A 22478-nucleotide genomic window follows, 5' to 3' on the forward strand; every position below is an offset into this window, starting at 1 on the left:
CGGGGCTTGACCGCCGGTTGCCGGCACGGCCCCCTCGCCCGCCCCGACAGGTAAAATCCCGGTTTTCCCGTGCCGAAGACCGCCTGCCATGACCGACGCCCAGACCGCCCCGCTCACCCAGCACTACGTTGAGGAACTGGAGGCGATCCGCGCCCAGGGCCTGTTCAAGTCCGAGCGCGTGATCACCAGCCCGCAGTCGGCCGAGATCACCCTGGACGACGGCCGCACGGTGCTGAACTTCTGCGCCAACAACTACCTGGGCCTGGCCGACCACCCTGACCTGATCCAGGCGGCCAAGGACGCGCTGGACAGCCACGGCTTCGGCATGGCCTCGGTGCGCTTCATCTGTGGCACCCAGGACCTGCACAAGCAGCTGGAGCGGCAGATCGCCGCGTTCTTCGGCAAGCAGGACACCATTCTGTACGCCGCCTGCTTCGACGCCAACGGCGGCCTGTTCGAGCCGTTGCTGGGCGAACACGACGCGGTCATCTCCGACGCGCTCAACCATGCCTCGATCATCGACGGCGTGCGCCTGTGCAAGGCCAAGCGCTTCCGCTACGCCAACTGCGACATGGCCGACCTGGAGGCCCAGCTGCAGGCCGCCGATGCCGCCGGCTGCCGCACCAAGCTGATCACCACCGACGGCGTGTTCTCGATGGACGGCTTCATTGCGCCGCTGGACGAGATCACCGCGCTGGCGAAGAAGTACAACGCGCTGGTCCATATCGACGAATGCCACGCCACCGGCTTCCTGGGCGCCACCGGCCGTGGTTCGGCCGAGGTCAAGGGCGTGCTGGAGAAGATCGACATCATCACCGGCACCCTGGGCAAGGCGATGGGCGGCGCACTGGGCGGCTTCACCTGCGCCAGCGCTGAGGTGATCGAGCTGCTGCGCCAGCGCTCGCGCCCCTACCTGTTCTCCAACTCGCTGCCGCCGCACGTGGTCGCCGCCGGCATCAAGGCGTTCGACATGCTCGCCGCCGCCGACGACCTGCGCGACACGCTTGCCGAGAACACCGCGTACTTCCGCGAGAAGATGACCGCCGCCGGTTTCGATGTGCGGCCGGGCGTGCACCCGATCAGTCCGGTGATGCTGTACGACGCACCGCTGGCGCAGAAGTTCGCCGAGCGCCTGCTCGAAGAAGGCATCTATGCGATCGGCTTCTTCTTCCCGGTGGTGCCGCAGGGCAAGGCGCGCATCCGCACCCAGATCAGCGCCGCGCACACCCGCCAGCACCTGGACCGCGCGATCGATGCGTTCACCCGCATCGGGCTGGAACTGGGTGTGATCAAAGCCTGACGCGCAAAGCGCTCGGGCGGGTAGAGCCGACGGGGTAGAGCCGACTGTTAGTCGGCTGCCCTCCGCGGTGCAATCAAAAGCCCGCGCTACGCGCTTAGCCGACTAACAGTCGGCTCTACCCAGTCGGCTCTACCCAGTCGGCTCTACCCCGTCGGCTTTACCGGGAAATGACGCGCGCAACGCGCGTCATTTCTTTTTCTTTTTGTCCTTCGGGTCCTGCTTGGTGGCCACCACCACCGGCTTGGCCGCCGGCGTCGCGTTCGGGTTGCCCTTGGCCACGCGGATGCCGTTGGACTTCATCCACGCCTCGAACTCGTCGGCGCTCATGCGCTTGTCGCCTTCGCTCATGTTGAAGCGGTAGGCCCCCAGGGCGTCGCGTTCGGACGCATGGATCTCCACGATCTTGTCGGTCACCGGCGGAGCGGCCTTGGCCACTTCTTTGTGGCCACCGCAGGCGCTCAGCAGCGCGGCCGGCAGCAGCAGGCAGGCGCCGCGCAGCAGGGAACGGGTGAGGGGGTGGGCATTCATGGCGTTACTCCCGGTAGTGGACAGAATCTCGGTTGCAGGCCATCCCTTGCCCAATCTCACGCATCGGCCACGGCGCCGTCGGCCGTGGCGGCAAGCAGTTCCAGCTCGTGCGGCTCCAGTTCGCGCCAGGCACCCTTGGCCAGCGTGCCCAGCGGCAGGCGACCAATGCCCACGCGCACCAGGCGCAGCACGTTGATGTTGAAGGCGGCCAGCAGCCGACGGATATGCCGGTTGCGCCCTTCCTCCAGCACCACTTCCAGCCAGGCGGTCTTGTCGCCGCTGCGCAGCAGGCGCGCCTGGCGGGCGCGCAGGAACTCGCCTTCATCGTCCACGCCCGTGCACAGCGCGGCGAGCTGCGCGGCATCGGGTATGGCATCGATCTGGACGTGGTAGGTCTTGTCCGGCCCGGTGGCCGGATCGGTCAGCTGCGCGGCCCACTGCGGGTCGTTGCTGAACAGCAGCAGCCCTTCGCTGGCCTTGTCCAAGCGGCCCACCGGCGCCAGCCATGGCAGCCCTGCCCCATCGAAGCAGCGGTACACGGTGTCGCGCCCGCGCTCATCCTGCGCGGTGGTGACCAGGCCGCGCGGCTTGTTGAGCACGATGTGCAGGCGGCGCGGCGCACCCAGTGGCCGGCCATCGACATGCACCACATGGCGGCCGTCGATGATCGGGAATTCGGGATTGTTGATGGTGCGGCCGTCGACCGTCACGCGGCCCTCGGCGATCCAGCGCGCGGCTTCGGTGCGCGAGCACAGCCCGGCCTTGGACAACACGCGCGCCAGCCCGTGGCGTGGCGCATCGCTGACCTGGGCCGCTGGCCTGGCGGTAGCGGACGCACGCCGCGGATCGCGGCGTGGTCGAGCGGTTGGCGCGGCGGGGGGTCGACGGTTACGCATCGGGTGCCGCGCGCGTTGCTTACTTCTTGCCGCCCGGCTTGGTCTCAGCCGGTGCTTCGACGGCGGGTGCCGGTGCGGCTGCGGCGCGCGGCTTGACCACGCGCACGCCGCGCGACTTCATCCAGGCGTCGAACTCGTCGGCAGTCATGCGCTTGCCGTTCTGGCTCATGTCGAAGCGCCACGGCGTGTTGTCGAATTCGGTCTGCGGCTTGTAGGCCGCCGGGTCGTTCGGCTTGATCGCCGGTGCGCCCGGCATCGCCTTGGCGATGTTCTGGCAGCCATCGATACGCAGGCGCTGCAGCACGCTGTCCAGCGACTGCCGCTGGTCGAAATTGGAGGTCAGCACGCCAGCGGGCATGCCCAGCTGCACGTTGCGGATGTAGAGCTCTTCTGCCACCGGGGCGATCGCGGTGGCCGGCAGCGGCAGCGGCTTGACGCTGGTGGCCGATGCCGAGCAATCCACGGCTGCGTAGGCGGTGGGAACCAGGGCCAGGCCAAGTGCGGCGGCCAGTGCAATACGCAGCATGGGATGCATCCAGGAAAGGGGTCGACGCGCCGAGTTTAACAGCGCCACAACGGCTTTCAAGGTCTCACATTCAATGAATACGGCAACTTGTTGGATTTGTTGACGATTCCACAAAAAAAAACAGGGCCCGGCGATGCCGGGCCCTGTTCTGAGGCTGTACTACCAGAAGGATTAGTTCTGGACGTTCAGCTCGGTACGACGGTTCTTCTCGCTCTTGCAGGCCGGGAAGGTTTGCGGGGTCTGCTCCAGCGGACGGCTCTCGCCATAACCGATCGGACCGGTCAGACGGCTGGCACTCACGCCGTTCTGGGTCAGATAGTCGTACACGGTGGTCGCACGACGCTCGGACAGCTTCTGGTTGTAGTCGTCCTTGCCGCACAGGTCGGTGTGGCCAGCGACTTCGACACGCAGATCCGGGTAACGGGTCAGGATCTGGGTGGCTTCAGCCAGGATCGCACGCGCGTCCGGACGCAGGGTCGACTTGTCGAAGTCGAAGTTGACGCCCTTCAGGTCGATGGAGACCGGCACCGGGCAACCGTCCGGACCGATGGTCTGACCCGGCTGCGAATCCGGGCACTTGTCGTCGCAGTTGTTGACGCCGTCACCGTCGTCATCCAGGTCTGCGCAGCTCGGGGCAACCGGAGCCGGAGCAGCAACCGGGGCAGACGGCGGCGGGCCCAGCGGGATCACGACGCCGACCGAGGCCAGCACGTCGCCGAACCAGCTTTCGTCCGGAGCGTGGTAGCTCTTGTCGTCGAAGTCACCGCGGTAGGCCACTTCGGCGCGAACAGCAACGCGCTTGTCGAAGGTGGTCTGGAGGCCGACGCCGACCTTGGCGGCGAAGTTGCCGTCCTTGCGCTCACCCGGGCTGTTCGGCGACGGGGTGTTGTCGAACTCTTCTTCCGACTTCTGGTAGCCCAGGCCCATCAGCAGGTAGGGGTTCCAGCCACGGCCTTCGGAGATGAAGTGGCGACGCAGGTCGATCGAGGCGCCGTACTGGCTCCAGTTCAGATCCTGGTTGGCATCGAAGTTCGGGTTCTGGTAGTTCAGCTCGCCGTCCAGCGACCAGTTGGGGCTGATGAACTTACCAAGGCCCAGGGTAACGAACGGAGCGTCGTTGGTCAGACGGTCGTTATCCTGGAAGTTGAAGCCGGCCGAACCGGTCAGGTACCAGCGGTCATCAAAATCCTGCGCCGAAGCCGCCTGGGCAAAAGCCAGGCCGCCCAGCAGCGCGGCAGTGAGGATCTTCTTGTTCATTGAGTACAGCTCCTATTTCGGGGGTATGAAACCGGTAGAGGCATGGGCCAGCACTACTGCGTCGTTTTCAGACTGCCGATTCAGCACGCCACCGCCGCGAACATTATGCTCAGGGGAGTGAAGGTGATGTTAACGGTCACGTAACATGTGAAGACGGCGACCAGACCTCCACCGGTCCAGCTGGAGGCACCCTATACAGGTTGATGAAGTTGCGCAAGACCCAACAATGACAAGGGTTTTGCCACTTTCTCAGAGATTTCAATGGCTCGCCACAGTATTTGATGCAGATTCATGGCGTACATTGATTCAGCGCAGAAACAGGTTCGATGTCGCCCGTATGATGAGGGGAAATTCCCCCCACGGAGTTGCCATGAAAGCCGTAGGCCTGACCCACGCTCTGCCGATTGACGACCCGGATTCGCTGCAGGACATCGAGATTGCCGACCCGGGCCCGCCGCAGGGCGCGGACCTTCTGGTGCGCATACAAGCCATTTCCGTCAATCCGGTCGATACCAAGCAACGTGTCTCACAACGGGGCGAAAATCTTCCAGCGCGCGTGCTTGGCTTTGACGCTTCCGGCATCGTAGAAGCCGTCGGTCCCGACGTCACCGCGTTCGTGCCGGGCGACGAGGTGTATTACGCGGGTGATGTGACCCGCCCCGGCAGCAATGCCCAATGGCAGTGGGTAGACGAGCGTCTGGTGGGCCGCAAGCCGACCACGCTGGATTTCGCCGAGGCTGCGGCGCTGCCGCTGACCGCACTGACGGCGTGGGCACTGTTGTTCCAGCGCATGCCGCTGCACTTCGATGGGCGTCGCCATGTGGGGAAGACACTGCTGGTGATCGGCGGTGCCGGCGGCGTCGGCTCGATCGCGACCCAGCTTGCGCGGCATGCGGGCTTCACGGTAATCGCCACGGCCTCGCGCGACGCGTCGGCCGAGTGGTGTCGGCGCATGGGCGCCGACCACGTGATCGACCATCATCAGCCCCTGCCCGCGCAGCTGCAGGCGCTCGGCATTGCCCAGGTGGACGTGGTGCTCAACCTGGCCGATACCGACCGCTACTGGGACGTGATCGGCGAACTGCTGGCGCCGCAGGGCCATGTCGGGCTGATCGTGGAACCGCGTGGCGCGCTGCGCATCGGCGATCCCTACAAGGCCAAGTGCATTGGCATCCATTGGGAGTTCATGTTCGCCCGGGCCCGATTCCGCACCCCCGACATGATCGAACAGCACCGCATTCTCAGCCGCGTGGCCAGCCTGGTGGATGCGGGCGAGCTGCGCTCCACCGCGCACACGTCGCTGGGCACGATCACGGCGGCGAACCTGCGCGAGGCGCATCGCCTGCTGGAAGGTGGCGGCGTGATCGGCAAGCTGGTGCTGGCCGGCTGGTAACGCCGCGAAACGGCAGCCGGGCAGAGCCCGGCTCCACCTGTGTGCGTGCAATCGCGTGCATCTGTATCTGTTGGCAGGCGCTGCCGCCGCCTACAGTCAAAGGCCCTCCCCGGTAACGCCGCCATGCCCACCTCCCTGCCCCTGCGCCTGCTGCAACTGTTGATCGGCCTGTTCCTGTACGGCATGGGCGCGGCGGTGATGATCCGTGCCGCGGTCGGCGTGGCGCCGTGGGATGTGCTGTCGCAGGGCATTGCGCTGCAGACGCCGCTGTCGTTCGGGGTGGCCACCAATGTGATCGGCGCGCTGGTGCTGCTGCTGTGGTGGCCGATCCGGCAGAAGCCGGGACTGGGCACGGTGCTGAACGTGCTGCTGATCGGTCCCAGCGCCCAGTTCGGCCTGTGGCTGCTGCCGGAGGTGCACGGCCTGGCCTGGCAGGTACCGATGTTCGTGCTTGGCCTGCTGCTGGTGGCGGTGGCCACCGGCCTGTACATCGGCGCCCGCTTCGGCCCGGGCCCGCGCGACGGCCTGATGACCGGGCTGCACGCCCGCACCGGCTGGCCGATCTGGGTGGTGCGCAGCCTGATCGAAGGCACCGTGCTGGTGATCGGCTGGCAGCTGGGCGGCAACGTCGGCCTGGGCACCCTCGCCTTCGCCCTGCTCATCGGCCCGCTCTGCGGCTACACCCTTCCCCTGTTCGGCATCCGCAAGCCGGAACCCGCGCCCGCCATGCGGTAACTCTTGCGTGCAAAGGCGATTCGCGGCACCCTTCGCCCCAACCGTACGCAAGCGTATCTTCATGTCGCCAGCCGCTGAAACACCTGCTTATCCCCACCTGTTCGCCCCGCTCGACCTGGGCTTCACCACCCTGCGCAACCGGATCCTGATGGGGTCCATGCACACCGGCCTGGAAGACCGCGCACGCGACTTTCCCCGCCTGGCGGCGTATTTCGCCGAACGCGCGGCCGGCGGCGTGGGCCTGATCGTCACCGGCGGCTATGCGCCGAACGTGGTGGGCTGGCTGAAGCCCTTCGGCGGCAAGCTGTCCTGGCCGTGCGAAGTGGGCCCGCATCGCCAGCTGACCGGCGCGGTGCACGCGCACGACGGCAAGATCTGCCTGCAGCTGCTGCACGCCGGGCGCTACGCCTACCACCCCCTGTCGGTGGCGCCGTCGAAGAAGAAGGCGCCGATCAATCCGTTCACGCCGCGCGCCCTGTCCGCGCGCGGGGTGGAGCGCCACATCGCCGACTACGCCCGCAGCGCGCGCCTGGCCCGCGAAGCCGGCTATGACGGCTATGACGGCGTGGAAGTGATGGGCTCGGAAGGCTATCTCATCAACGAATTCATCGCCCCGCGCACCAACCTGCGCAGCGACCGCTGGGGCGGCGACGCGACCCAGCGCATGCAGTTCGCGGTGGAAATCGTGCGCCGCATCCGCGAGGCCTGCGGGCCGGACTTCATCATCATCTACCGGCTGTCGCTGGTCGACCTGGTCGACGACGGCAGCAACTGGGACGAGATCGTGCAGCAGGCCAAGGCGATCGAAGCGGCCGGCGCGACCCTGATCAACTCCGGCATCGGCTGGCACGAGGCACGCATCCCGACCATCGCCACCTCGGTGCCGCGTGCGGCCTTCGCCGGCGTCACCGCCAAACTCAAGCCGCATGTGCGGGTGCCGGTGATCGCCACCAACCGCATCAACATGCCCGACGTGGCCGAGCAGATCCTGGCCGGTGGCGGCGCCGACATGGTGTCGCTGGCGCGGCCGTTGCTGGCCGACCCGGAATGGGCCAACAAGGCCCGCGCCGGCCGCCCGCAGGCGATCAATACCTGTATTGCGTGCAACCAGGCCTGCCTGGACCACGTGTTCGAGAACAAGACCGCCAGTTGCCTGGTCAACCCGCGCGCGGTGCACGAAACCGAGCTGGTCTACCGCCCCACCGCCGCCCCGCGCACGGTCGCGGTGGTCGGCGCCGGTCCGGCCGGGCTGGCCTGCGCCACGGTGGCGGCCCAGCGCGGCCACCGGGTCACCCTGTTCGACGCCGGCAGTGAGATCGGCGGCCAGTTCAACGTGGCCAAGCGCATCCCCGGCAAGGAAGAGTTCCACGAGACCCTGCGTTACTTCCGCCACCTGCTGGAGGAGACCGGGGTCGAGGTGAAGCTCGACACCGTCGCCGACGTGGGCACGCTGGCAGGCTTCGACGACGTCGTGGTCGCCACCGGCATCACCCCGCGCCAGGTCGCCTTCCCGGGGGCCGACCACCCCAAGGTGGTCACCTACCTGGACGTGCTGCTGGGCAGGGTGCAGGTGGGGGCCGAGGCCGCCATCATCGGCGCCGGCGGCATCGGCTTCGATGTCGGCGAATTCCTGGTGCATCACGCGGGACCGTCGTCGGCACTGGACGCTTCGCGCTGGATGGCCGAATGGGGCGTGGACCCCACGTTCGAGGCGCGCGGTGCGCTGGCCAGGCCGCAGCCGGAAGCGCCCGCGCGCAAGGTCTGGCTGCTGCAGCGCAGCCCCGGCAAGCCGGGCGCGCGGCTGGGCAAGACCACCGGCTGGATCCACCGCGCCACGCTCAAGGCCAAGGGCGTGAAGATGCTCGGCGGCGTGGAATACCTGGGGGTCGACGATGACGGCCTGCGCATCCGCGTGGACGGCCAGGAACAGACCCTGCCGGTCAGCCACGTGGTGGTGTGCGCCGGGCAGGAACCGCGCCGCGACCTGCATGCCGCGCTGCTGGCCGCCGGTGTCCAGGCGCACCTGATCGGCGGCGCCGACGTGGCCGCGGAACTGGATGCGAAACGGGCGATCCAGCAGGGCAGCCGCGTCGCGGCGGCCCTCTAACCGACGTTCCAGACGCTCATCGGAGTGCCGGCCAACGGCCGGCGCTGCCGGTGAACGATGTCCTTTGTGCGGCGCTCACATGCCCGCGACCGGCACCTGAATACGATTATCCGCCCGCCCTCCGAACCTGAATGTCAAGCCATTCGATTCAGGATGCGTTGCGAAATCCCCCCCTATCGTGCGCCAACTTTCCCGCTCACCACCCAGTTCGAGTGAGCGCGCGGCCCCCGACTTCCCAGGGTGCCGCCAACGGGCGGCCCCGATGGTCGCCTCCCCATGACGCCAAGTCGTACGCCTTGCCCCATCCCGCCGAAGCGGGTGGACAGCCAGGTGCGGCCCACACGGAGCAAGGAGATTTATGAAACTGGCCTGGATTCTCTGGCTGTCGCAGTTGTTGCCCCAGCCGGCCGCCGATTCGTTGTGCCTGAGCACGACCGTCTACCTCGAAGCGCGTGACCAGACCCTGAGAGGCCAGCAAGCCGTTGCGGAGGTGGCCCTGCGCCGCCTGGACAGCGGGCTGTGGGGCGATTCGATGTGCAAGGTGGTGACCGCACGCAAGCAGTTCGCCCCCACGATCGTGGCGCCGGGCACCCAGCTGGCCAATACCGATGCCTGGGAAGAGGCGATGACCGTGGCCTTCGACGCCGAGCGCAACTGGGCGCTGCCGGTGGGCGAGCGCAAGGAAATCGTGCCCGGTGCGAGCCACTTCGCCGCACTGGCCATCGCCAACCCGAGCTGGCGCAACGCCTACCAGGTGGCGACCATTGGCGACCACACCTTCTATAAGGTGCAGAGCCTCAAGCCCCGCCAGTCGTAACGATCTGTTGCCGGCGCGCCGTTGCCGCGCGCCCCGGGCCTCTGGGATAGTGGTGGTTTCCACCACCGACCCCGAACGGAGTCCCCATGAAGCTGTACAGCAAGCCCGGCGCCTGTTCCACCGCCGACCATATCGCGCTGCAATGGACCGGCCAGCCCTTCGAGGTGGAACTGCTGGACAAGGACACCATGAAGGCGCCCGCGTTCCTGGCGATCAATCCCGCCGGCGCGGTGCCCGCCCTGGTCGACGGCAACTTCGTGCTGACCCAGAACGCGGCCATCATGGGCTACATCGCCGATTCCTTCCCGCAGGCCGGGCTGGGCGGTGACGGCAGCCCGCAGCAGCGCGCCGAAGCGGCCCGCTGGTTGTCCTTCGTCAATTCCGACGTGCACCCGGCGTTCTCGCCGCTGTTCGGCCCGGCCAAGTTCATCGCCGACGAGAGCCAGTTCGACGCGATTCGCGCCGCCGCACGCAAGCGCCTGCGCGGCCTGTTCGAAACCGCCGACCGCCAGCTGGCCGACAAGCCGTGGCTGGCCGGCTTCCGCAGCTTCGCCGATCCCTACTTCTACATCACCCTGCGCTGGGCCAACGCCGCCAAGGTCGACCTGTCGGGCCTGGACAACCTGGCCGCGTACAAGACCCGCATGGACGCCGACACCGGCGTGCAGGCGGCACTGCAGGCCGAAGGCCTGAATTAAGCGTGCCGTAGAGCCAGGCCATGCCTGGCTGATCAATGATCGAAACCAACAAGCCCGGCCACGCCGGGCTTTTTCATGCCTGCCATCACCCGATCTCGCGCACCACGTTGTCCTGTGCATCGCGCAGGGTGGTCGGCACGACTTCCACCACCAGCCCCGTGCCCGGTACTGGATAGCGGCCACGTTCCGCACGCACCTGCTGCTGCAGCGTGGCCAGGCCCCGCGCGGACAACGTGCAGCGCATGCCGTCTTCAACCGCACGCACGGCATCCTCCGCGCCCGGCGCAAATTCCCATTCCCGCTCGCGGCTGACGATGGTGAGCGGATGGCCATGCGCCAGACGCAGCGGCAACAACTCCAGCACGTTGGGCACCTGCCCGGCGCCCAGCACGAGTACCACGCCCTCGCCTTCTTCGCGCCAGTCCAGCGTCTCCACGAACAGCACGGCGGTGCTCGACCCCTCGCGTTCGCTGCCCTGCTGCAGCAGCTGCGCCAGCGCCGGATCATCCAACAGCGAGGCGCGGTGCAGGTCGGTGATCCACAACGGCATGCGCGGCTCCAGTGCCTGCAGCACGCCGTCGGTCGACCAGCGTTTGATCGCCGCCATTTCCGCATCGCTCACGCCGATCACCTGCAGGAACGTCAGCCGGCCATTGGCGGTGGCACGCGACGGCAACTGCGGGTCGGGCATGAAAGCCAGGTGGCGCAGGCAGGTATCGGTATCCAGCGCGATCGGGCCGTTGGCATCCATGTGGTGGCCCGCCTCGAAGACGTTGCCGCTGGCGAACACGTAGCGCGCCAGGTTCTGCAGCAGGTTCATCGGCCACACCGGCGGCGTATCTTCGCCGTCTTCCACGGCCAGCCGGAAGGTCAGCTCGAACCCGAAGCCGCTGCTGTCGGCGTCATCGCTCTGCTTGCCATACAGCTCGGAGAAGCCGTAGGTCACGTAGTGCCAATGCGGCCGTGGCAGCTCGGCACGGTAGACACTGATGCCATCCAGCGGATCGCGCCCACCCAGCGTATACGGCAGCGCCGTGCCGAAGTGGCGCGGCTCCTGCCCCGGGTACAGCGGTGCCAGCGCGGCATTGATGGCATCCCAGCCGGGTGTGCCGTCGCCGCCGGGGATGTCGGTGTTCTGCTCGTCCATGCGTTCGCCCTCGGTGCCGGGAAAGGACGCCAATGTACGCCAATGTTGCTGCCCGCTGCTGCGCCGCTCAGGCCGGCTGCGGTGTGGTGAGCAGCAGCGCGCGGGTTTCTTCCAGCCAGCGGTTGGCCAGCGCCGGGCTCTTGGCCTTGGACACTGCCGCTGCCATTTCCGGCCACAGCTTTTCCAGGCCGGACGCGTCGGTGCAGCGCTCGATCTTGAGCTGCATGAAATAGCCCTTCAGGCCAAGGTGCTTGCGCACCGATTCGCTCATCCAGTCATACAGTTGTTTGTACAACTGCGGGTCCTGTTCGCGCCCGGCGGTCAGCGCGCGCGGCGCGGCCGGTGCCAGCGAGCCGCCGGTGATCTCGATCAGCCCCATCTGCGCCAGCTGCTCCAGCGCATCATCGGGCGCGCGCAGCCCCGGTAACATGCCGGTCAATTCGTCGTCATCGCGCTGACCATCGACCATCAGCAGAATGGAGCGCAACCCTGGCGGCAGTCGGCGCGCGCGGTCTTCGATTTCCTGACGGCCAGCGGCCGTCTTGGCATGGATATACGCCATGTGTTTCCCCTGTTGCCTGGTCCCCCTGCACGCACGGCCCGGCGGTCACCGGCACACGTACGCCCCCTTGCGATCGTCCAGGCACCGGCCCTGCCCGTGCACGCCATCCCCGGCGCGGCACGCATCCGGCCCGTCACGATCACCCCCGCAGCTTACCCGAGGTCTCCAGCAGCGGGTAATGCGCTGCAACACGGCGGGCCGACGGGGGCCGGGCGATTGCGACGACTTGCCTTGAACCCGGTCGCCCCCCTGATTAGGGTGTGCCCTCGCTACAGGCACGCATAAGGAGATGCCATGTACCCGGAACACAGAAAGAGGAAGTTTCCCGCGCCGTTGTTGGCGGACTGGCTGTTCGTGCGACTTGGCCATCGGGATCGCGAGAAGCCCATCGGGTTCATGCGCGCCTGCCTGGTGCACGCCCTCAGCTTTCTGCTCACTTGGGGACCACTTGCGACGGCAGCGGCGCTGCTGATGACAGACGCCAGCCTGCTGAAGATCGTCAGCATCAACACAGGGGGGTCTTTGCTGTACGGCGCGATGGTTGCCTCCGCGAGGCCTCGTGGCAGACGTTGAACCGACCTCAGCGGCGGAGACGAGGTAGGGTCGCATCCCAATCGACCGCCGCTGCACTGTCCACGTGCGATGGCGGCGTGCACTTCAACCGGAAATGCGCTCTGCGATGACACGGACACCAGCTTCGGCAGGGGTCATGCCGCCACCGCGCTGATCACCTGCATCGGCAGTCGATCGGGATGCGACCCTACCGGTGCAGGCCGCTCCGCCAACGGGCGGCCGTTCCTCCACTGGCCGCTCCGCCACCGCCCGATAAGTCCGCCCGTGGCCGACCATCCCGAGTCGGCCGGGTATCCCGGCGCCCTGTGGGGTCCTCCGGCCGGGGGAATACGCTACCGCCCCAGCGCGCGGCGGATCTCGTCCAGTGCGCCCGGGTCGTCCAGGGTGGACAGGTCGCCCGGGTCGCGGTGTTCGGCCAGGGCCTGCAGCGAGCGGCGCAGCAGCTTGCCCGAGCGGGTCTTGGGCAGCGCGTTGACCAGGTGGATGTGGGCCGGCCGGGCGACCGCGCCCAGGCTCTGGGTGACCCGCTGCATCATCTCGGCCACCACCGCGCTGCCGTCGCCGTCGATCGCCTGCTTGAGGGTGACGAATACCAGCGGCACCTGGCCCTTGAGTTCGTCCTTGACCCCGATCACCGCCGCCTCGGCCACCAGCGGGTGGCCGGAAATGCACTCCTCGATCTCGCGCGTGCCCAGCCGGTGGCCCGCCACATTGATCACGTCGTCGGTGCGGCCGAGGATGAAGGTGTAGCCGTCTTCATCGCGGATCGCCCAGTCCAGCGAGCTGTACAGCAGTTCCTTGAAGTGGCTGAAATAGCTCTGGATGAAGCGCGCGTCGTCCTTCCACACCGTGCTCATGCAACCCGGCGGCAATGGCGGCACCATCACCAGCACGCCCTTCTGCCCCGGTTCGACTTCCGCGCCGGTGTTCTCGTCGATCACCTTCATGCGGTAGCCGAGGTTGGCGAAACCCGGCGAGCCGAAACGCACCGGCTTCATGTCCACGCCCGGCAACAGGGTGAGCGCGGGCCAGCCGGTTTCGGTCTGCCAGTAGTTGTCGATGATCGGCTTGCCGAGCGCATCGTTGATCCAGTGCGCGGTGGGTTCGTCGAGCGGTTCGCCGGCCAGGAACACATACTTGAGCGCCTCCAGGTCATGGCGACGGATGAAGTCGACATCGTGCTTCTTGAGCACGCGGATGGCGGTGGGCGACGAGAACAGCGTGCGCACGCCGTACTGCTCGCACAGCGCCCACCAGATGCCCGGATCCGGGTTGGTCGGCAGCCCTTCGTACAGCAGCGAGGTGCAGCCCCCGATCAGCGGGCCGTAGACGTTGTAGGAATGCCCTACCGCCCAGCCCACGTCCGAGGTGGAAAACATCACCTGGCCCGGCTTGCAGTCGAACACGGTTTCCATGGACTGCGCCATCGCCACCGCATAGCCGCCCACGTCGCGCTGCACGCCCTTCGGCTTGCCGGTGGTGCCCGAGGTGTACAGCAGATAGCTGGGTTCGCTCGATTCCAGCCACACCACCGGCACGTCCTGGTCGCCCACTTCCTCGCGCAGCGTGGCGTAGTCGAGGTCGCGTCCCGGCACCCTCGGTTCGGCCGGGTCCAGCCCGCGCGACACGATCAACACATGCGGCGGCGGCGACTGCGCTTCGGCACACGCCGCGTCCACCATCGCCTTGTACGGAATGACCTTGCCACCGCGCTTGCCGGCGTCGGCGATGATCAGCAGCTTCGGCTCGGCATCGTCGATGCGCAACGCCAGGTTGTGCGCGGCGAACCCGCCGAACACCACCGAGTGGATGGCGCCGATGCGGGCGCAGGCCAGCATGGCGAATACCGCCTCGGCCATGTTCGGCATGTAGATCACCACGCGGTCGCCGCGCTTCACATCCAGCCGCTGCAGCACGGCGGCAAAGGCATTCACTTCGCGATGGAGCTCGCGGTAGGTGATCTCGCGGGTGCCGTTGGTTTCGGTGGAAATGGCTACCAGCGCCAGCTGATCGGGGCGGTCGACCAGGTGGCGATCCACGGCGTTGTAGCAGAGGTTGGTCTCCCCGCCCACGAACCAGCGCCGGAACGGCGGGTTGCTGTAGTCCAGGATCTGCTCTGGCCGCTTGTGCCAGTAGATCCGCTCCGCCTCCTCGGCCCAGAACGCCTCGGGTTCGTCGATGGATCGCCGGTAGACATCTTCGTAACGCATGACAGCCCTCCCAGACAAAGTCATGGGATCGAGCATAGTCCGATGGCGGTAGGCCGGCCGTCCGACCTTGGTCGTAGGACGGCCCGCTGCTACCGACTCCGGATGTGGCTCCCACCGCTGATCAGCTGCTGCGCCATCGGCCGTGCGATGAAACGCGCGGGGAAGATCGGTGCCGGCGCGCTGGCCGCGTCCAGGCGTTGCAGCTGCGCATCGCTGAACACGATGTCCAGCGCACCCAGATTGTCCTGCAACTGCGCCAGGGTGCGCGCGCCCATGACCGGGGAGACCACGGCGGGATGCCGCAGCGTCCAGGCCAGGGCGACCTGCGAGCGGGTGGCGCCCAGCTCCCCGGCGATCGCACCGACCACGTCGGCGATGTCCAGGGCACGCCCGGTCAGGTGTCCGGTGGACGCGATCACGCCCTTGCGCGTGGGCGATACGTCGGCAGCATTGTCGTCGGTCAGATCCGCGCGGCTGTACTTGCCGGTGAGCACGCCGCCGCCCAGCGGCGACCAGGGCAGCACGCCGAGACCAAGCGCTTCGGCCATCGGCATCAGCTCGTGCTCCACGGTGCGCTCGAGCAGGCTGTACTCGATCTGCAGCGCAACGAACGGCGACCAGCCGCGCAGGTCGGCGAGGGTCTGCATCTGCGCCACGCGCCATGCCGGGGTGTTGCAGATGCCCAGGTAAAGCACCTTGCCCGCGCGTACCAGATCGTCGAGCGCGCGCATCACCTCCTCGGGCGACGTGGTGAAATCCCACGCATGCAGGTACAGCAGGTCGATGCGGTCGGTATCGAGCTGGCGCAGGCTGGTTTCCACCGAGCACACCAGGTTGAGCCGGTGGTTGCCACCGGCATTGGGATTGCCGGCCTCGCGCGCCATGGTGAACTTGGTGGCCAGCACGATGCGTTCGCGCTTGTCCTTGATCAGCCCGCCAAGAATCCGTTCGGCGCTGCCGTTGGTGTAGTTCACGGCGGTGTCGATGAAGTTGCCGCCACGCTCGACATACGCATCGAAGATGCGCGCGGCCTCGGCGGCGTCCGCGCCCCAGCCCCAGTCGGCACCGAAGGTCATGGTGCCCAGCGAGAGCGGCGACACGCGCAGGCCGGATCGTCCGAGCAGGCGGTAGTGGTTGAGGGCGGTGGTGGTCATCTGCAGGGGCCTTGGGTCAGGGGAACTGCCGGAAATCTTCCGCCGGCAGCCACAGGCGGCGGTAGCCCGCCCGTCCAGCAGGCTTGCACGATCGTCCAGCCTGCACGTCCGGTGCGCCGGACGGCCTGTACCATCCGGCGGCATGGACCGACTCGACGCCTTCGTTGCCCTGCTTGACCGCCACGCGCCGACCGACGGGACGCATGCCGTCGCACTGCCGGGCGTGAAGCTGATCCGCGCCGCGTCGCCGACGCTGCCGATGCCGGTGATCTACGAACCCACCGTGTGCCTGGTCGGCCAGGGCGTCAAACAGGCGCATCTGGGCGCCACCTCGTACCGTTACGATCCGCAGCACTATCTGATTGCTTCGGTGGACCTGCCGGTGATGGGCTCGGTGATCGAGGCCAGTCCTGCCCGGCCCTATCTGTGCCTGCAGCTGGACCTGGACATGGCCACGCTGGCCGAGCTCGCCCTCGCGCATCCTGCAGCACCCATGCGCGCGCCAGCGCCCGCCAGCGGGCTGTCGCTCAACCGCACCAGCCCGGAACTGCTGGACGCCGCGGTGCGCCTGCTGGCGCTGCTGGACGCACCGTCTGACATCGACGCACTGGCGCCGCTGACGCTGCGCGAACTGCTGTACCGGCTGCTGCAGGGACCCGGCGGCGGCATCCTGCGCCACATCGCGCAGGCCGACAGCCGGCTCAACCAGATCGCCCGCGCCATCGCGTGGATCAAGACGAATTTCGACCAGCCCTGCCGGATCGAACAGGTCGCCGAGGTGGCCGGCATGAGCCGCTCCAGCTTCCACCAGCACTTCAAGGCGATCACCACGCTGAGTCCGCTGGAATTCCGCACCCGGCTGCGCCTGCAGGAGGCACGCCGGTTGATGGTGGGCGATGCACTGGACGCGGCCAGCGCCGGCTTCCGCGTCGGCTACGAAAGCCCCTCGCAGTTCAGCCGCGACTACGCGCGCGTGTTCGGCGCCCCGCCGGCGAAAGATGCGGGGCGGTTGCGGGCCGGGTAGCGGAACAAAAAAACGCCGGGCAAGCCCGGCGTTTTTCAATGCGTACCGACCAACGGTCGGTACCTACCGATCCAAGGGATCAGCCCAGCAGATGGGCGACGCCGCTGCGCTCTTCTTCCAGCTCGGCCAGGGTCTTGTCGATGTACTTCTGGCTGAAGTCGTCGACCGGCAGATCCTTGACCAGGGTGTACTCACCGTTTTCGGTGGTCACCGCGAAGCCGAAGATCACGCCTTCCGGGATGCCGTAGGAACCGTCAGACGGCACGCCCATGGTCACCCACTTGCCGTTGCTGCCCAGCACCCAGTCGCGCACGTGGTCGATGGCGGCATTGGCGGCCGAGGCAGCCGAGGACGAGCCACGGGCTTCGATGATCGCCGCGCCGCGCTTGCCCACGGTCGGAATGAAGGTACCGGCATTCCATTCCTGGTCGTTGATCGCATCGGCAACGGACGCACCGTCGGCGGTGGCGAAACGGTAGTCCGGGTACATGGTCGGGCTGTGGTTGCCCCACACGACCAGCTTCTCGATGCCGCCGACCGACTTGCCCAGCTTGGACGACAGCTGGCTCAGCGCGCGGTTGTGGTCCAGGCGCAGCATGGCGGTGAAGTTGCGCGGGTTCAGGTCCGGCGCCGACTTCATGGCGATGTAGGCATTGGTGTTGGCCGGGTTGCCGACGACCAGCACCTTCACGTTGCGGCTGGCGACCTTGTTCAACGCCGCGCCCTGCGCGGTGAAGATCTTGGCGTTTTCCAGCAGCAGGTCCTTGCGCTCCATGCCCGGGCCGCGCGGACGCGCGCCGACCAGCAGGGCGATGTCGGCATCCTTGAATGCCACTTCGGCGTCATCGGTACCGACCATGCCGGCCAGCAGCGGGAACGCGCAGTCTTCCAGTTCCATCATCACGCCGCGCAGGGCGGCCTGGGCCTTGTCGACCGGCAGCTCGAGCAGCTGCAGGATGACCGGCTGGTCCTTGCCCAGCATTTCGCCGGAGGCGATGCGGAACAGCAGGGCGTAGCCGATCTGGCCGGCGGCGCCGGTCACGGCAACACGAACAGGTGCTTTCATGGGGATTTCCTCTGCTAAGAAGCTGTGTGGGAGTGGCCACCGGGCGGGGAAAGACCTGGCGGGGCGGCCGTAAACGCGAAACGGCCTCCCGTCATGGGAGGCCGCTGGAAAGGATCAGGCCGAAAGGATCTTGTTCCACTCGGCGACCTGGTCGGCCTGCGCGGACAGCACGGCGTCGGTGTCGCCTTCCAGGGTGATGGAGTGGATCACGTCGCCCTGCTTGACCGAGTCCACGATGGCCTGGCCGTCCAGCACCTGGCCGAACACGGTGTGCTTGCCGTCCAGCCAGTCGGTCTTGATGTGGGTGATGAAGAACTGGCTGCCGTTGGTGTTCGGGCCGGCATTGGCCATGGACAGCGAGCCGATCTGGTGCTTCACGCCGTTCTTCTCGTCCTCGAACTTGTAGCCCGGGCCGCCGGTGCCCTGGCCCTTCGGGCAGCCGCCCTGGATCATGAAGTCCGGGATCACGCGGTGGAAGATCAGGCCGTCATAGAAGCCCTTCTTGACCAGATTCACGAAGTTGGCGACGGTCTTGGGCGCCTTGTCGGCGAACAGCTCGACCTTGATCGGGCCCTGGGTGGTGTCGAAGGTGGCGATGAGGGACATGGGGATCCTTGGTATTCGGGTTGTTGTCAGCCCGCAATGATACACCCGGGTGCGTTTTGGGCCTGCCTGACCATGGTCGCAAAGGCCCCGGTAGCACCGGCCGTTGGCCGGCCCTCAGGTACCCGTGTGCCGGGCGCCGGCCGGCATTACCTGAATACGCCGAAGGTAGTTTTCGCGTTTGGTCATGGAAGCCGTATAATGTTGGACTTCTTTTTCCAAATCCGGCGCCGACTGGCCCCCTTTCGCATGTCTATCGAAAATCTTCGCAACATCGCCATCGTCGCCCACGTCGACCACGGTAAGACCACCCTTGTCGACCAGCTGCTCAAGCAGTCCGGCACGCTTTCCGAGCGCACCGTGCTCGCTGAACGCGTCATGGACAGCAATGATCAGGAAAAGGAGCGTGGCATCACGATCCTGGCCAAGAACACGGCCATCACCTGGGAAGACAAGCGCACCGGCGTCAAGAACCGCATCAACATCGTCGACACCCCCGGACACGCCGACTTCGGCGGCGAAGTGGAGCGCGTGCTGTCGATGGTGGACACCGTGCTGATCCTGGTTGACGCCATGGACGGCCCGATGCCGCAGACCCGCTTCGTCACCCAGAAGGCCTTCGCGATGGGCTTCAAGCCGATCGTCGTGGTCAACAAGGTCGACCGCCCGGGCTCGCGTCCGGATTGGGTGATCGACCAGGTGTTCGACCTGTTCGACAAGCTCGGCGCCACCAATGAGCAGCTCGACTTCCCGATCGTCTACGCCTCGGCCCTGAACGGCTATGCCGGCCTGGAAGACAGCGTGCGCGACGGCGACATGACCCCGCTGTACGAAGCGATCATGCAGCACGCGCCGAAGCCGGAAGTGGACCCGGACGGTCCGTTCCAGATGCGCATCAGCCAGCTGGACTACAACAACTTCGTGGGCGTGATCGGCATCGGCCGCATCCAGCGCGGCACCCTGAAGAAGAACATGCAGGTCGCGGTGATCGACCGTGAAGGCAAGAAGCGCAACGGCAAGGTCGCGCAGGTGCTGGGCTTCCTGGGCCTGGAGCGCATCGAGCAGGACACCGCCGAAGCCGGCGACATCGTCGCCATCTCGGGCATCCAGGAATTGACCATCTCCGACACCCTGTGCCACCCGGACACCCCGGAAGCACTGCCGGCGCTGACCGTCGATGAACCGACGATCTCGATGACCTTCCAGGTCAACAACTCGCCGTTCGCCGGCAACAAGGACCTGTCCGGTGGCAAGTTCCTGACCAGCCGCCAGATCAAGGACCGTCTGGACCGCGAGCAGGTCCACAACGTGGCCCTGAAGGTCGAGCAGCTGGAAGACGCCGACAAGTTCCTGGTCTCCGGCCGTGGCGAACTGCACCTGTCGGTGCTGATCGAGAACATGCGTCGTGAAGGCTACGAGCTGGCTGTGTCGCGCCCGGAAGTCATCATCAAGCAGATCGACGGCCAGGCCATGGAGCCGATCGAGCAGCTGGTGGTGGACATCGAAGAACAGCACCAGGGCGGCGTCATGGAAAAGCTGGGCACCCGCAAGGGCCAGCTGAAGAACATGGAGCCGGACGGCAAGGGCCGTGTGCGCCTGGAATACCAGATCCCGGCCCGTGGCCTGATCGGCTTCCAGAACGAGTTCAAGACCCTGACCCAGGGTTCGGGCCTGCTGTTCCACGTGTTCGACCATTACGGCCCGAAGGAACAGGGCGCCATCGCCAAGCGCCAGAACGGCGTGATGATCGCCAACGCGCCGGGCGCCACCCCCGCCTACTCGCTGGGGCCGCTGCAGGAACGCGGCAAGCTGTTCGCTGCTGAAGGCGACAACGTGTACGAAGGTCAGCTGATCGGCATCCACTCCAAGGACAACGATCTGACCGTCAACGCGATCAAGACCAAGCCGCTGACCAACATGCGCGCTTCGGGCAAGGACGATGCGATCCAGCTGACCCCGGCGATCAAGTACTCGCTGGAACAGGCCCTGGACTTCATCGAAGACGACGAGCTGGTCGAGATCACCCCGAAGGAAATCCGCCTTCGCAAGAAGGGGCTGACCGAGAGCGACCGCAAGAAGGCGTCGCGCGGCGGCTGATCGGACACCTTCGTGACCGACACCCCCTACAACCCGGATCCTCACAAGCATCCGGGGCTCCACCTGATCGCCTTGCTGGAAGCCAGCAAGGCGGTTCTGGCGCTGTTGGCTGCGACCGGGCTGGAAATGCTCGGCCCGCAGCCACTGCGCGATGCGGTCAATGCCCTGATCCGGCGTTTCAGTCTGGACCCGGATCACGGCACGCTGCCTTCGCTGCTCAACATGATCAGCCCCGATGCCGTCCACCTCGCCGCCGCGGCGATGGTCGCCTACGGCATCCTGCATCTTTTCGAGGCCTGGGGCCTCTGGCGCGCCAAGGCCTGGGCTTCCTGGCTGGGCTGCGTCACCGCCGGCATCTACCTGCCGTTCGACATCTACGCCATCATCCGCCACCCCGGCTGGGCCTCGTGGTCGGTGCTGGTGATCAATCTCATCGTGGTCGGCGTGCTCGCCCGTGACATCCGCAAGCGCACCCGCCCCGTCGATCCAACCGCCTGAGTTGCCAAGGGTGCATGGCGCTGGTTAGCCTGAGCACCGGTTTCGGGAACACTTTCATGCGCGTGCCACTGACATCGATGGTGATCGCCATCGCGCTCGCGGGCTGCGCGCAATCGCCTGTGCCGCTGCTGAGCCAGGCACATGCCGCGGCGCCGGCCGACCCGCGCGACACCCCCTTCGTCTATGCCGAAACGGATATCAGCGCCCTGCAGGCGCAGATGGCCGCCGGCGAGCTGGACAGCGTCACCCTGACCCGCGCCTACCTGGAACGGATCGCCCACCTGGACCGCGCCGGGCCGCGCCTGAACGCGGTGATCGAACTCAACCCGGACGCCCTGAAGGACGCCGCCGCGCTGGACGCCGAGCGCCGCCGTGGCCAGCTGCGCGGGCCGCTGCATGGCATCCCGCTGCTGATCAAGGACAACATCGGCGCGCGCCCGATGAGCACCAGTGGCGGCTCGCTGGCACTGGCCAGGTTCCGCCCGGACGACGCCTTCCTGGTCACCCGCCTGCGCGCGGCCGGGGCCGTGATCCTGGGCAAGACCAACCTCAGCGAATGGGCCAATTTCCGCTCCAGCCAGTCGGTATCCGGCTGGAGCGCACGCGGCGGGCAGACCCGTAATCCCTATCGGCTCAGCCACTCGCCCTGCGGCTCCAGCAGCGGCAGCGCGGTGGCCGTGGCCGCCAACCTGGCCGCCGCCGCGGTGGGCACCGAGACCGACGGCAGCATCGTCTGCCCGGCGGCCGTGAACGGCGTGGTCGGACTCAAGCCAACGGTGGGGCTGGTCAGCCGCGAGGGCATCATCCCGATCTCCTTCAGCCAGGACACGGCCGGCCCGATGGCGCGCAGCGTGGCCGATGCGGCGGCGCTGCTGACCGCCATGGCCGGCCGCGACGCCGCCGACCCGGCCACCGCCACAATGCCCGGCCGCGCGGTGTACGACTACACCGCGCGGCTCAACCCGAACGGCCTGCGCGGGGCCCGCATCGGCGTGCTGCACGGGCCGCTCGACCAGCAGCCCGGCGTCGCGCCCGCCCTCGAGCACGCCCTCGGGGTGCTGCGCGATGCCGGCGCGGTGGTGGTGCCGGTCACCCTGCCCACCCAGGACCAGTGGGAGGACGCCGAGCAGACCGTGCTGCTGCATGAATTCAAGGCCGGCCTGCAGCGCTACCTGACCACCCACAAGGCGCCGGTGCGCGACGTGGACGCAATCATCGCCTTCAATCGCGACCATGCGGACAAGGAACTGGTGCTGTTCGGCCAGGATCGCATGGAGGCGGCTGCCC

At 67.1% G+C, this 22478-nt stretch carries 21 protein-coding genes; 11 read left to right on the plus strand and 10 right to left on the minus strand.

What is annotated here, in order from left to right; all coding sequences use genetic code 11:
- The first annotated feature begins 88 nt into the window (after positions 1–88).
- A complete protein-coding gene (gene kbl / locus ACREPD_RS11760; protein ID WP_431599505.1) occupies positions 89–1300 on the plus strand; it encodes a glycine C-acetyltransferase in 1212 nt (403 codons plus the stop codon).
- Between the two features lie 186 nt (positions 1301–1486).
- Here the strand turns inward: kbl and ACREPD_RS11765 are convergent, their stop codons facing one another.
- From ACREPD_RS11765 to ACREPD_RS11780, 4 genes are all read right to left on the minus strand, one after another.
- Complete coding sequence (locus ACREPD_RS11765) at positions 1487–1828, minus strand: hypothetical protein (RefSeq protein ID WP_431599506.1); 342 nt, start codon at positions 1826–1828, stop codon at positions 1487–1489.
- A 56-nt stretch (positions 1829–1884) separates the two neighbouring features.
- Complete coding sequence (locus ACREPD_RS11770; RefSeq protein WP_431599507.1) at positions 1885–2724, minus strand: pseudouridine synthase; 840 nt, start codon at positions 2722–2724, stop codon at positions 1885–1887.
- 19 nt (positions 2725–2743) lie between these two features.
- On the minus strand, positions 2744–3250 hold the full coding sequence (locus ACREPD_RS11775; protein ID WP_431599508.1) for a hypothetical protein: 507 nt from the start codon (positions 3248–3250) through the stop codon (positions 2744–2746).
- 171 nt (positions 3251–3421) lie between these two features.
- Positions 3422–4507 carry an OmpA family protein gene (locus tag ACREPD_RS11780; protein WP_431599509.1) on the minus strand — a complete coding sequence of 362 codons (1086 nt, stop codon included), beginning with the start codon at positions 4505–4507 and terminating at the stop codon, positions 3422–3424.
- Positions 4508–4877: 370 nt separating this feature from the next.
- Between ACREPD_RS11780 and ACREPD_RS11785 the strand changes: the two genes are divergently transcribed.
- From ACREPD_RS11785 to ACREPD_RS11805, 5 genes are all read left to right on the plus strand, one after another.
- Positions 4878–5900 (plus strand): zinc-binding alcohol dehydrogenase family protein, encoded by a 1023-nt coding sequence (locus tag ACREPD_RS11785; RefSeq protein WP_431599510.1) that lies wholly within the window; start codon positions 4878–4880, stop codon positions 5898–5900.
- Positions 5901–6023: 123 nt separating this feature from the next.
- Complete coding sequence (locus ACREPD_RS11790) at positions 6024–6635, plus strand: YczE/YyaS/YitT family protein (protein ID WP_421570685.1); 612 nt, start codon at positions 6024–6026, stop codon at positions 6633–6635.
- A 61-nt stretch (positions 6636–6696) separates the two neighbouring features.
- On the plus strand, positions 6697–8742 hold the full coding sequence (locus tag ACREPD_RS11795) for an FAD-dependent oxidoreductase (protein ID WP_431599511.1): 2046 nt from the start codon (positions 6697–6699) through the stop codon (positions 8740–8742).
- A gap of 358 nt (positions 8743–9100) precedes the next feature.
- Entirely contained in the window at positions 9101–9559 is a 459-nt protein-coding gene (locus ACREPD_RS11800) for a cell wall hydrolase (protein ID WP_421570683.1), read from the plus strand.
- Positions 9560–9645: 86 nt separating this feature from the next.
- On the plus strand, positions 9646–10257 hold the full coding sequence (locus ACREPD_RS11805) for a glutathione S-transferase N-terminal domain-containing protein (protein WP_431599512.1): 612 nt from the start codon (positions 9646–9648) through the stop codon (positions 10255–10257).
- Between the two features lie 85 nt (positions 10258–10342).
- Here the strand turns inward: ACREPD_RS11805 and ACREPD_RS11810 are convergent, their stop codons facing one another.
- Positions 10343–11404, minus strand: a complete 1062-nt coding sequence (locus ACREPD_RS11810; protein WP_431599522.1) for a suppressor of fused domain protein — start codon at positions 11402–11404, stop codon at positions 10343–10345.
- A 67-nt stretch (positions 11405–11471) separates the two neighbouring features.
- Complete coding sequence (locus ACREPD_RS11815) at positions 11472–11966, minus strand: hypothetical protein (RefSeq protein ID WP_431599513.1); 495 nt, start codon at positions 11964–11966, stop codon at positions 11472–11474.
- 294 nt (positions 11967–12260) lie between these two features.
- On the opposite strand from ACREPD_RS11815, the gene ACREPD_RS11820 reads away from it, so the two are divergent.
- The gene (locus ACREPD_RS11820; protein WP_431599514.1) at positions 12261–12539 is read left to right on the plus strand and encodes a hypothetical protein; all 279 of its coding nucleotides are present in this window, start codon (positions 12261–12263) and stop codon (positions 12537–12539) included.
- 332 nt (positions 12540–12871) lie between these two features.
- Here the strand turns inward: ACREPD_RS11820 and prpE are convergent, their stop codons facing one another.
- Both prpE and ACREPD_RS11830 read right to left on the minus strand, forming a co-directional pair.
- Positions 12872–14749 (minus strand): propionate--CoA ligase, encoded by a 1878-nt coding sequence (gene prpE / locus ACREPD_RS11825; RefSeq protein WP_431599515.1) that lies wholly within the window; start codon positions 14747–14749, stop codon positions 12872–12874.
- Between the two features lie 89 nt (positions 14750–14838).
- On the minus strand, positions 14839–15903 hold the full coding sequence (locus ACREPD_RS11830; protein ID WP_431599516.1) for an aldo/keto reductase: 1065 nt from the start codon (positions 15901–15903) through the stop codon (positions 14839–14841).
- Between the two features lie 142 nt (positions 15904–16045).
- Between ACREPD_RS11830 and ACREPD_RS11835 the strand changes: the two genes are divergently transcribed.
- Entirely contained in the window at positions 16046–16927 is an 882-nt protein-coding gene (locus tag ACREPD_RS11835; protein WP_431599517.1) for an AraC family transcriptional regulator N-terminal domain-containing protein, read from the plus strand.
- A 79-nt stretch (positions 16928–17006) separates the two neighbouring features.
- Here the strand turns inward: ACREPD_RS11835 and ACREPD_RS11840 are convergent, their stop codons facing one another.
- Both ACREPD_RS11840 and ACREPD_RS11845 read right to left on the minus strand, forming a co-directional pair.
- Positions 17007–17993, minus strand: coding sequence for a malate dehydrogenase (locus tag ACREPD_RS11840; protein ID WP_038690241.1), 987 nt, complete (start codon positions 17991–17993; stop codon positions 17007–17009).
- Positions 17994–18107: 114 nt separating this feature from the next.
- The gene (locus ACREPD_RS11845) at positions 18108–18599 is read right to left on the minus strand and encodes a peptidylprolyl isomerase (RefSeq protein WP_431599518.1); all 492 of its coding nucleotides are present in this window, start codon (positions 18597–18599) and stop codon (positions 18108–18110) included.
- A 246-nt stretch (positions 18600–18845) separates the two neighbouring features.
- Here ACREPD_RS11845 and typA point away from each other — a divergent pair, with 246 nt between their 5' ends.
- From typA to ACREPD_RS11860, 3 genes are all read left to right on the plus strand, one after another.
- Positions 18846–20693 carry a translational GTPase TypA gene (gene typA, locus ACREPD_RS11850; protein WP_431599519.1) on the plus strand — a complete coding sequence of 616 codons (1848 nt, stop codon included), beginning with the start codon at positions 18846–18848 and terminating at the stop codon, positions 20691–20693.
- 12 nt (positions 20694–20705) lie between these two features.
- Positions 20706–21191, plus strand: coding sequence for a DUF2127 domain-containing protein (locus ACREPD_RS11855; RefSeq protein ID WP_431599520.1), 486 nt, complete (start codon positions 20706–20708; stop codon positions 21189–21191).
- Between the two features lie 77 nt (positions 21192–21268).
- A partial coding sequence (locus tag ACREPD_RS11860; RefSeq protein WP_431599523.1) for an amidase occupies positions 21269–22478 on the plus strand: 1210 nt, incomplete at its 3' end.

Source organism: Stenotrophomonas sp. (assembly GCF_050737075.1).
Classification (GTDB): domain Bacteria; phylum Pseudomonadota; class Gammaproteobacteria; order Xanthomonadales; family Xanthomonadaceae; genus Stenotrophomonas.

Excerpts from the sequence above, each read along its gene's own strand:
- kbl (WP_431599505.1), top strand. The coding sequence starts at position 89 with ATGACCGACGCCCAGACCGCCCCGCTCACCCAGCACTACGTTGAGGAA.
- ACREPD_RS11765 (WP_431599506.1), bottom strand. The coding sequence starts at position 1,828 with ATGAATGCCCACCCCCTCACCCGTTCCCTGCTGCGCGGCGCCTGCCTG.
- ACREPD_RS11770 (WP_431599507.1), bottom strand. The coding sequence starts at position 2,724 with ATGCGTAACCGTCGACCCCCCGCCGCGCCAACCGCTCGACCACGCCGC.
- ACREPD_RS11775 (WP_431599508.1), bottom strand. The coding sequence starts at position 3,250 with ATGCTGCGTATTGCACTGGCCGCCGCACTTGGCCTGGCCCTGGTTCCC.
- ACREPD_RS11780 (WP_431599509.1), bottom strand. The coding sequence starts at position 4,507 with ATGAACAAGAAGATCCTCACTGCCGCGCTGCTGGGCGGCCTGGCTTTT.
- ACREPD_RS11785 (WP_431599510.1), top strand. The coding sequence starts at position 4,878 with ATGAAAGCCGTAGGCCTGACCCACGCTCTGCCGATTGACGACCCGGAT.
- ACREPD_RS11790 (WP_421570685.1), top strand. The coding sequence starts at position 6,024 with ATGCCCACCTCCCTGCCCCTGCGCCTGCTGCAACTGTTGATCGGCCTG.
- ACREPD_RS11795 (WP_431599511.1), top strand. The coding sequence starts at position 6,697 with ATGTCGCCAGCCGCTGAAACACCTGCTTATCCCCACCTGTTCGCCCCG.
- ACREPD_RS11800 (WP_421570683.1), top strand. The coding sequence starts at position 9,101 with ATGAAACTGGCCTGGATTCTCTGGCTGTCGCAGTTGTTGCCCCAGCCG.
- ACREPD_RS11805 (WP_431599512.1), top strand. The coding sequence starts at position 9,646 with ATGAAGCTGTACAGCAAGCCCGGCGCCTGTTCCACCGCCGACCATATC.
- ACREPD_RS11810 (WP_431599522.1), bottom strand. The coding sequence starts at position 11,404 with ATGGACGAGCAGAACACCGACATCCCCGGCGGCGACGGCACACCCGGC.
- ACREPD_RS11815 (WP_431599513.1), bottom strand. The coding sequence starts at position 11,966 with ATGGCGTATATCCATGCCAAGACGGCCGCTGGCCGTCAGGAAATCGAA.
- ACREPD_RS11820 (WP_431599514.1), top strand. The coding sequence starts at position 12,261 with ATGTACCCGGAACACAGAAAGAGGAAGTTTCCCGCGCCGTTGTTGGCG.
- prpE (WP_431599515.1), bottom strand. The coding sequence starts at position 14,749 with ATGCGTTACGAAGATGTCTACCGGCGATCCATCGACGAACCCGAGGCG.
- ACREPD_RS11830 (WP_431599516.1), bottom strand. The coding sequence starts at position 15,903 with ATGACCACCACCGCCCTCAACCACTACCGCCTGCTCGGACGATCCGGC.
- ACREPD_RS11835 (WP_431599517.1), top strand. The coding sequence starts at position 16,046 with ATGGACCGACTCGACGCCTTCGTTGCCCTGCTTGACCGCCACGCGCCG.
- ACREPD_RS11840 (WP_038690241.1), bottom strand. The coding sequence starts at position 17,993 with ATGAAAGCACCTGTTCGTGTTGCCGTGACCGGCGCCGCCGGCCAGATC.
- ACREPD_RS11845 (WP_431599518.1), bottom strand. The coding sequence starts at position 18,599 with ATGTCCCTCATCGCCACCTTCGACACCACCCAGGGCCCGATCAAGGTC.
- typA (WP_431599519.1), top strand. The coding sequence starts at position 18,846 with ATGTCTATCGAAAATCTTCGCAACATCGCCATCGTCGCCCACGTCGAC.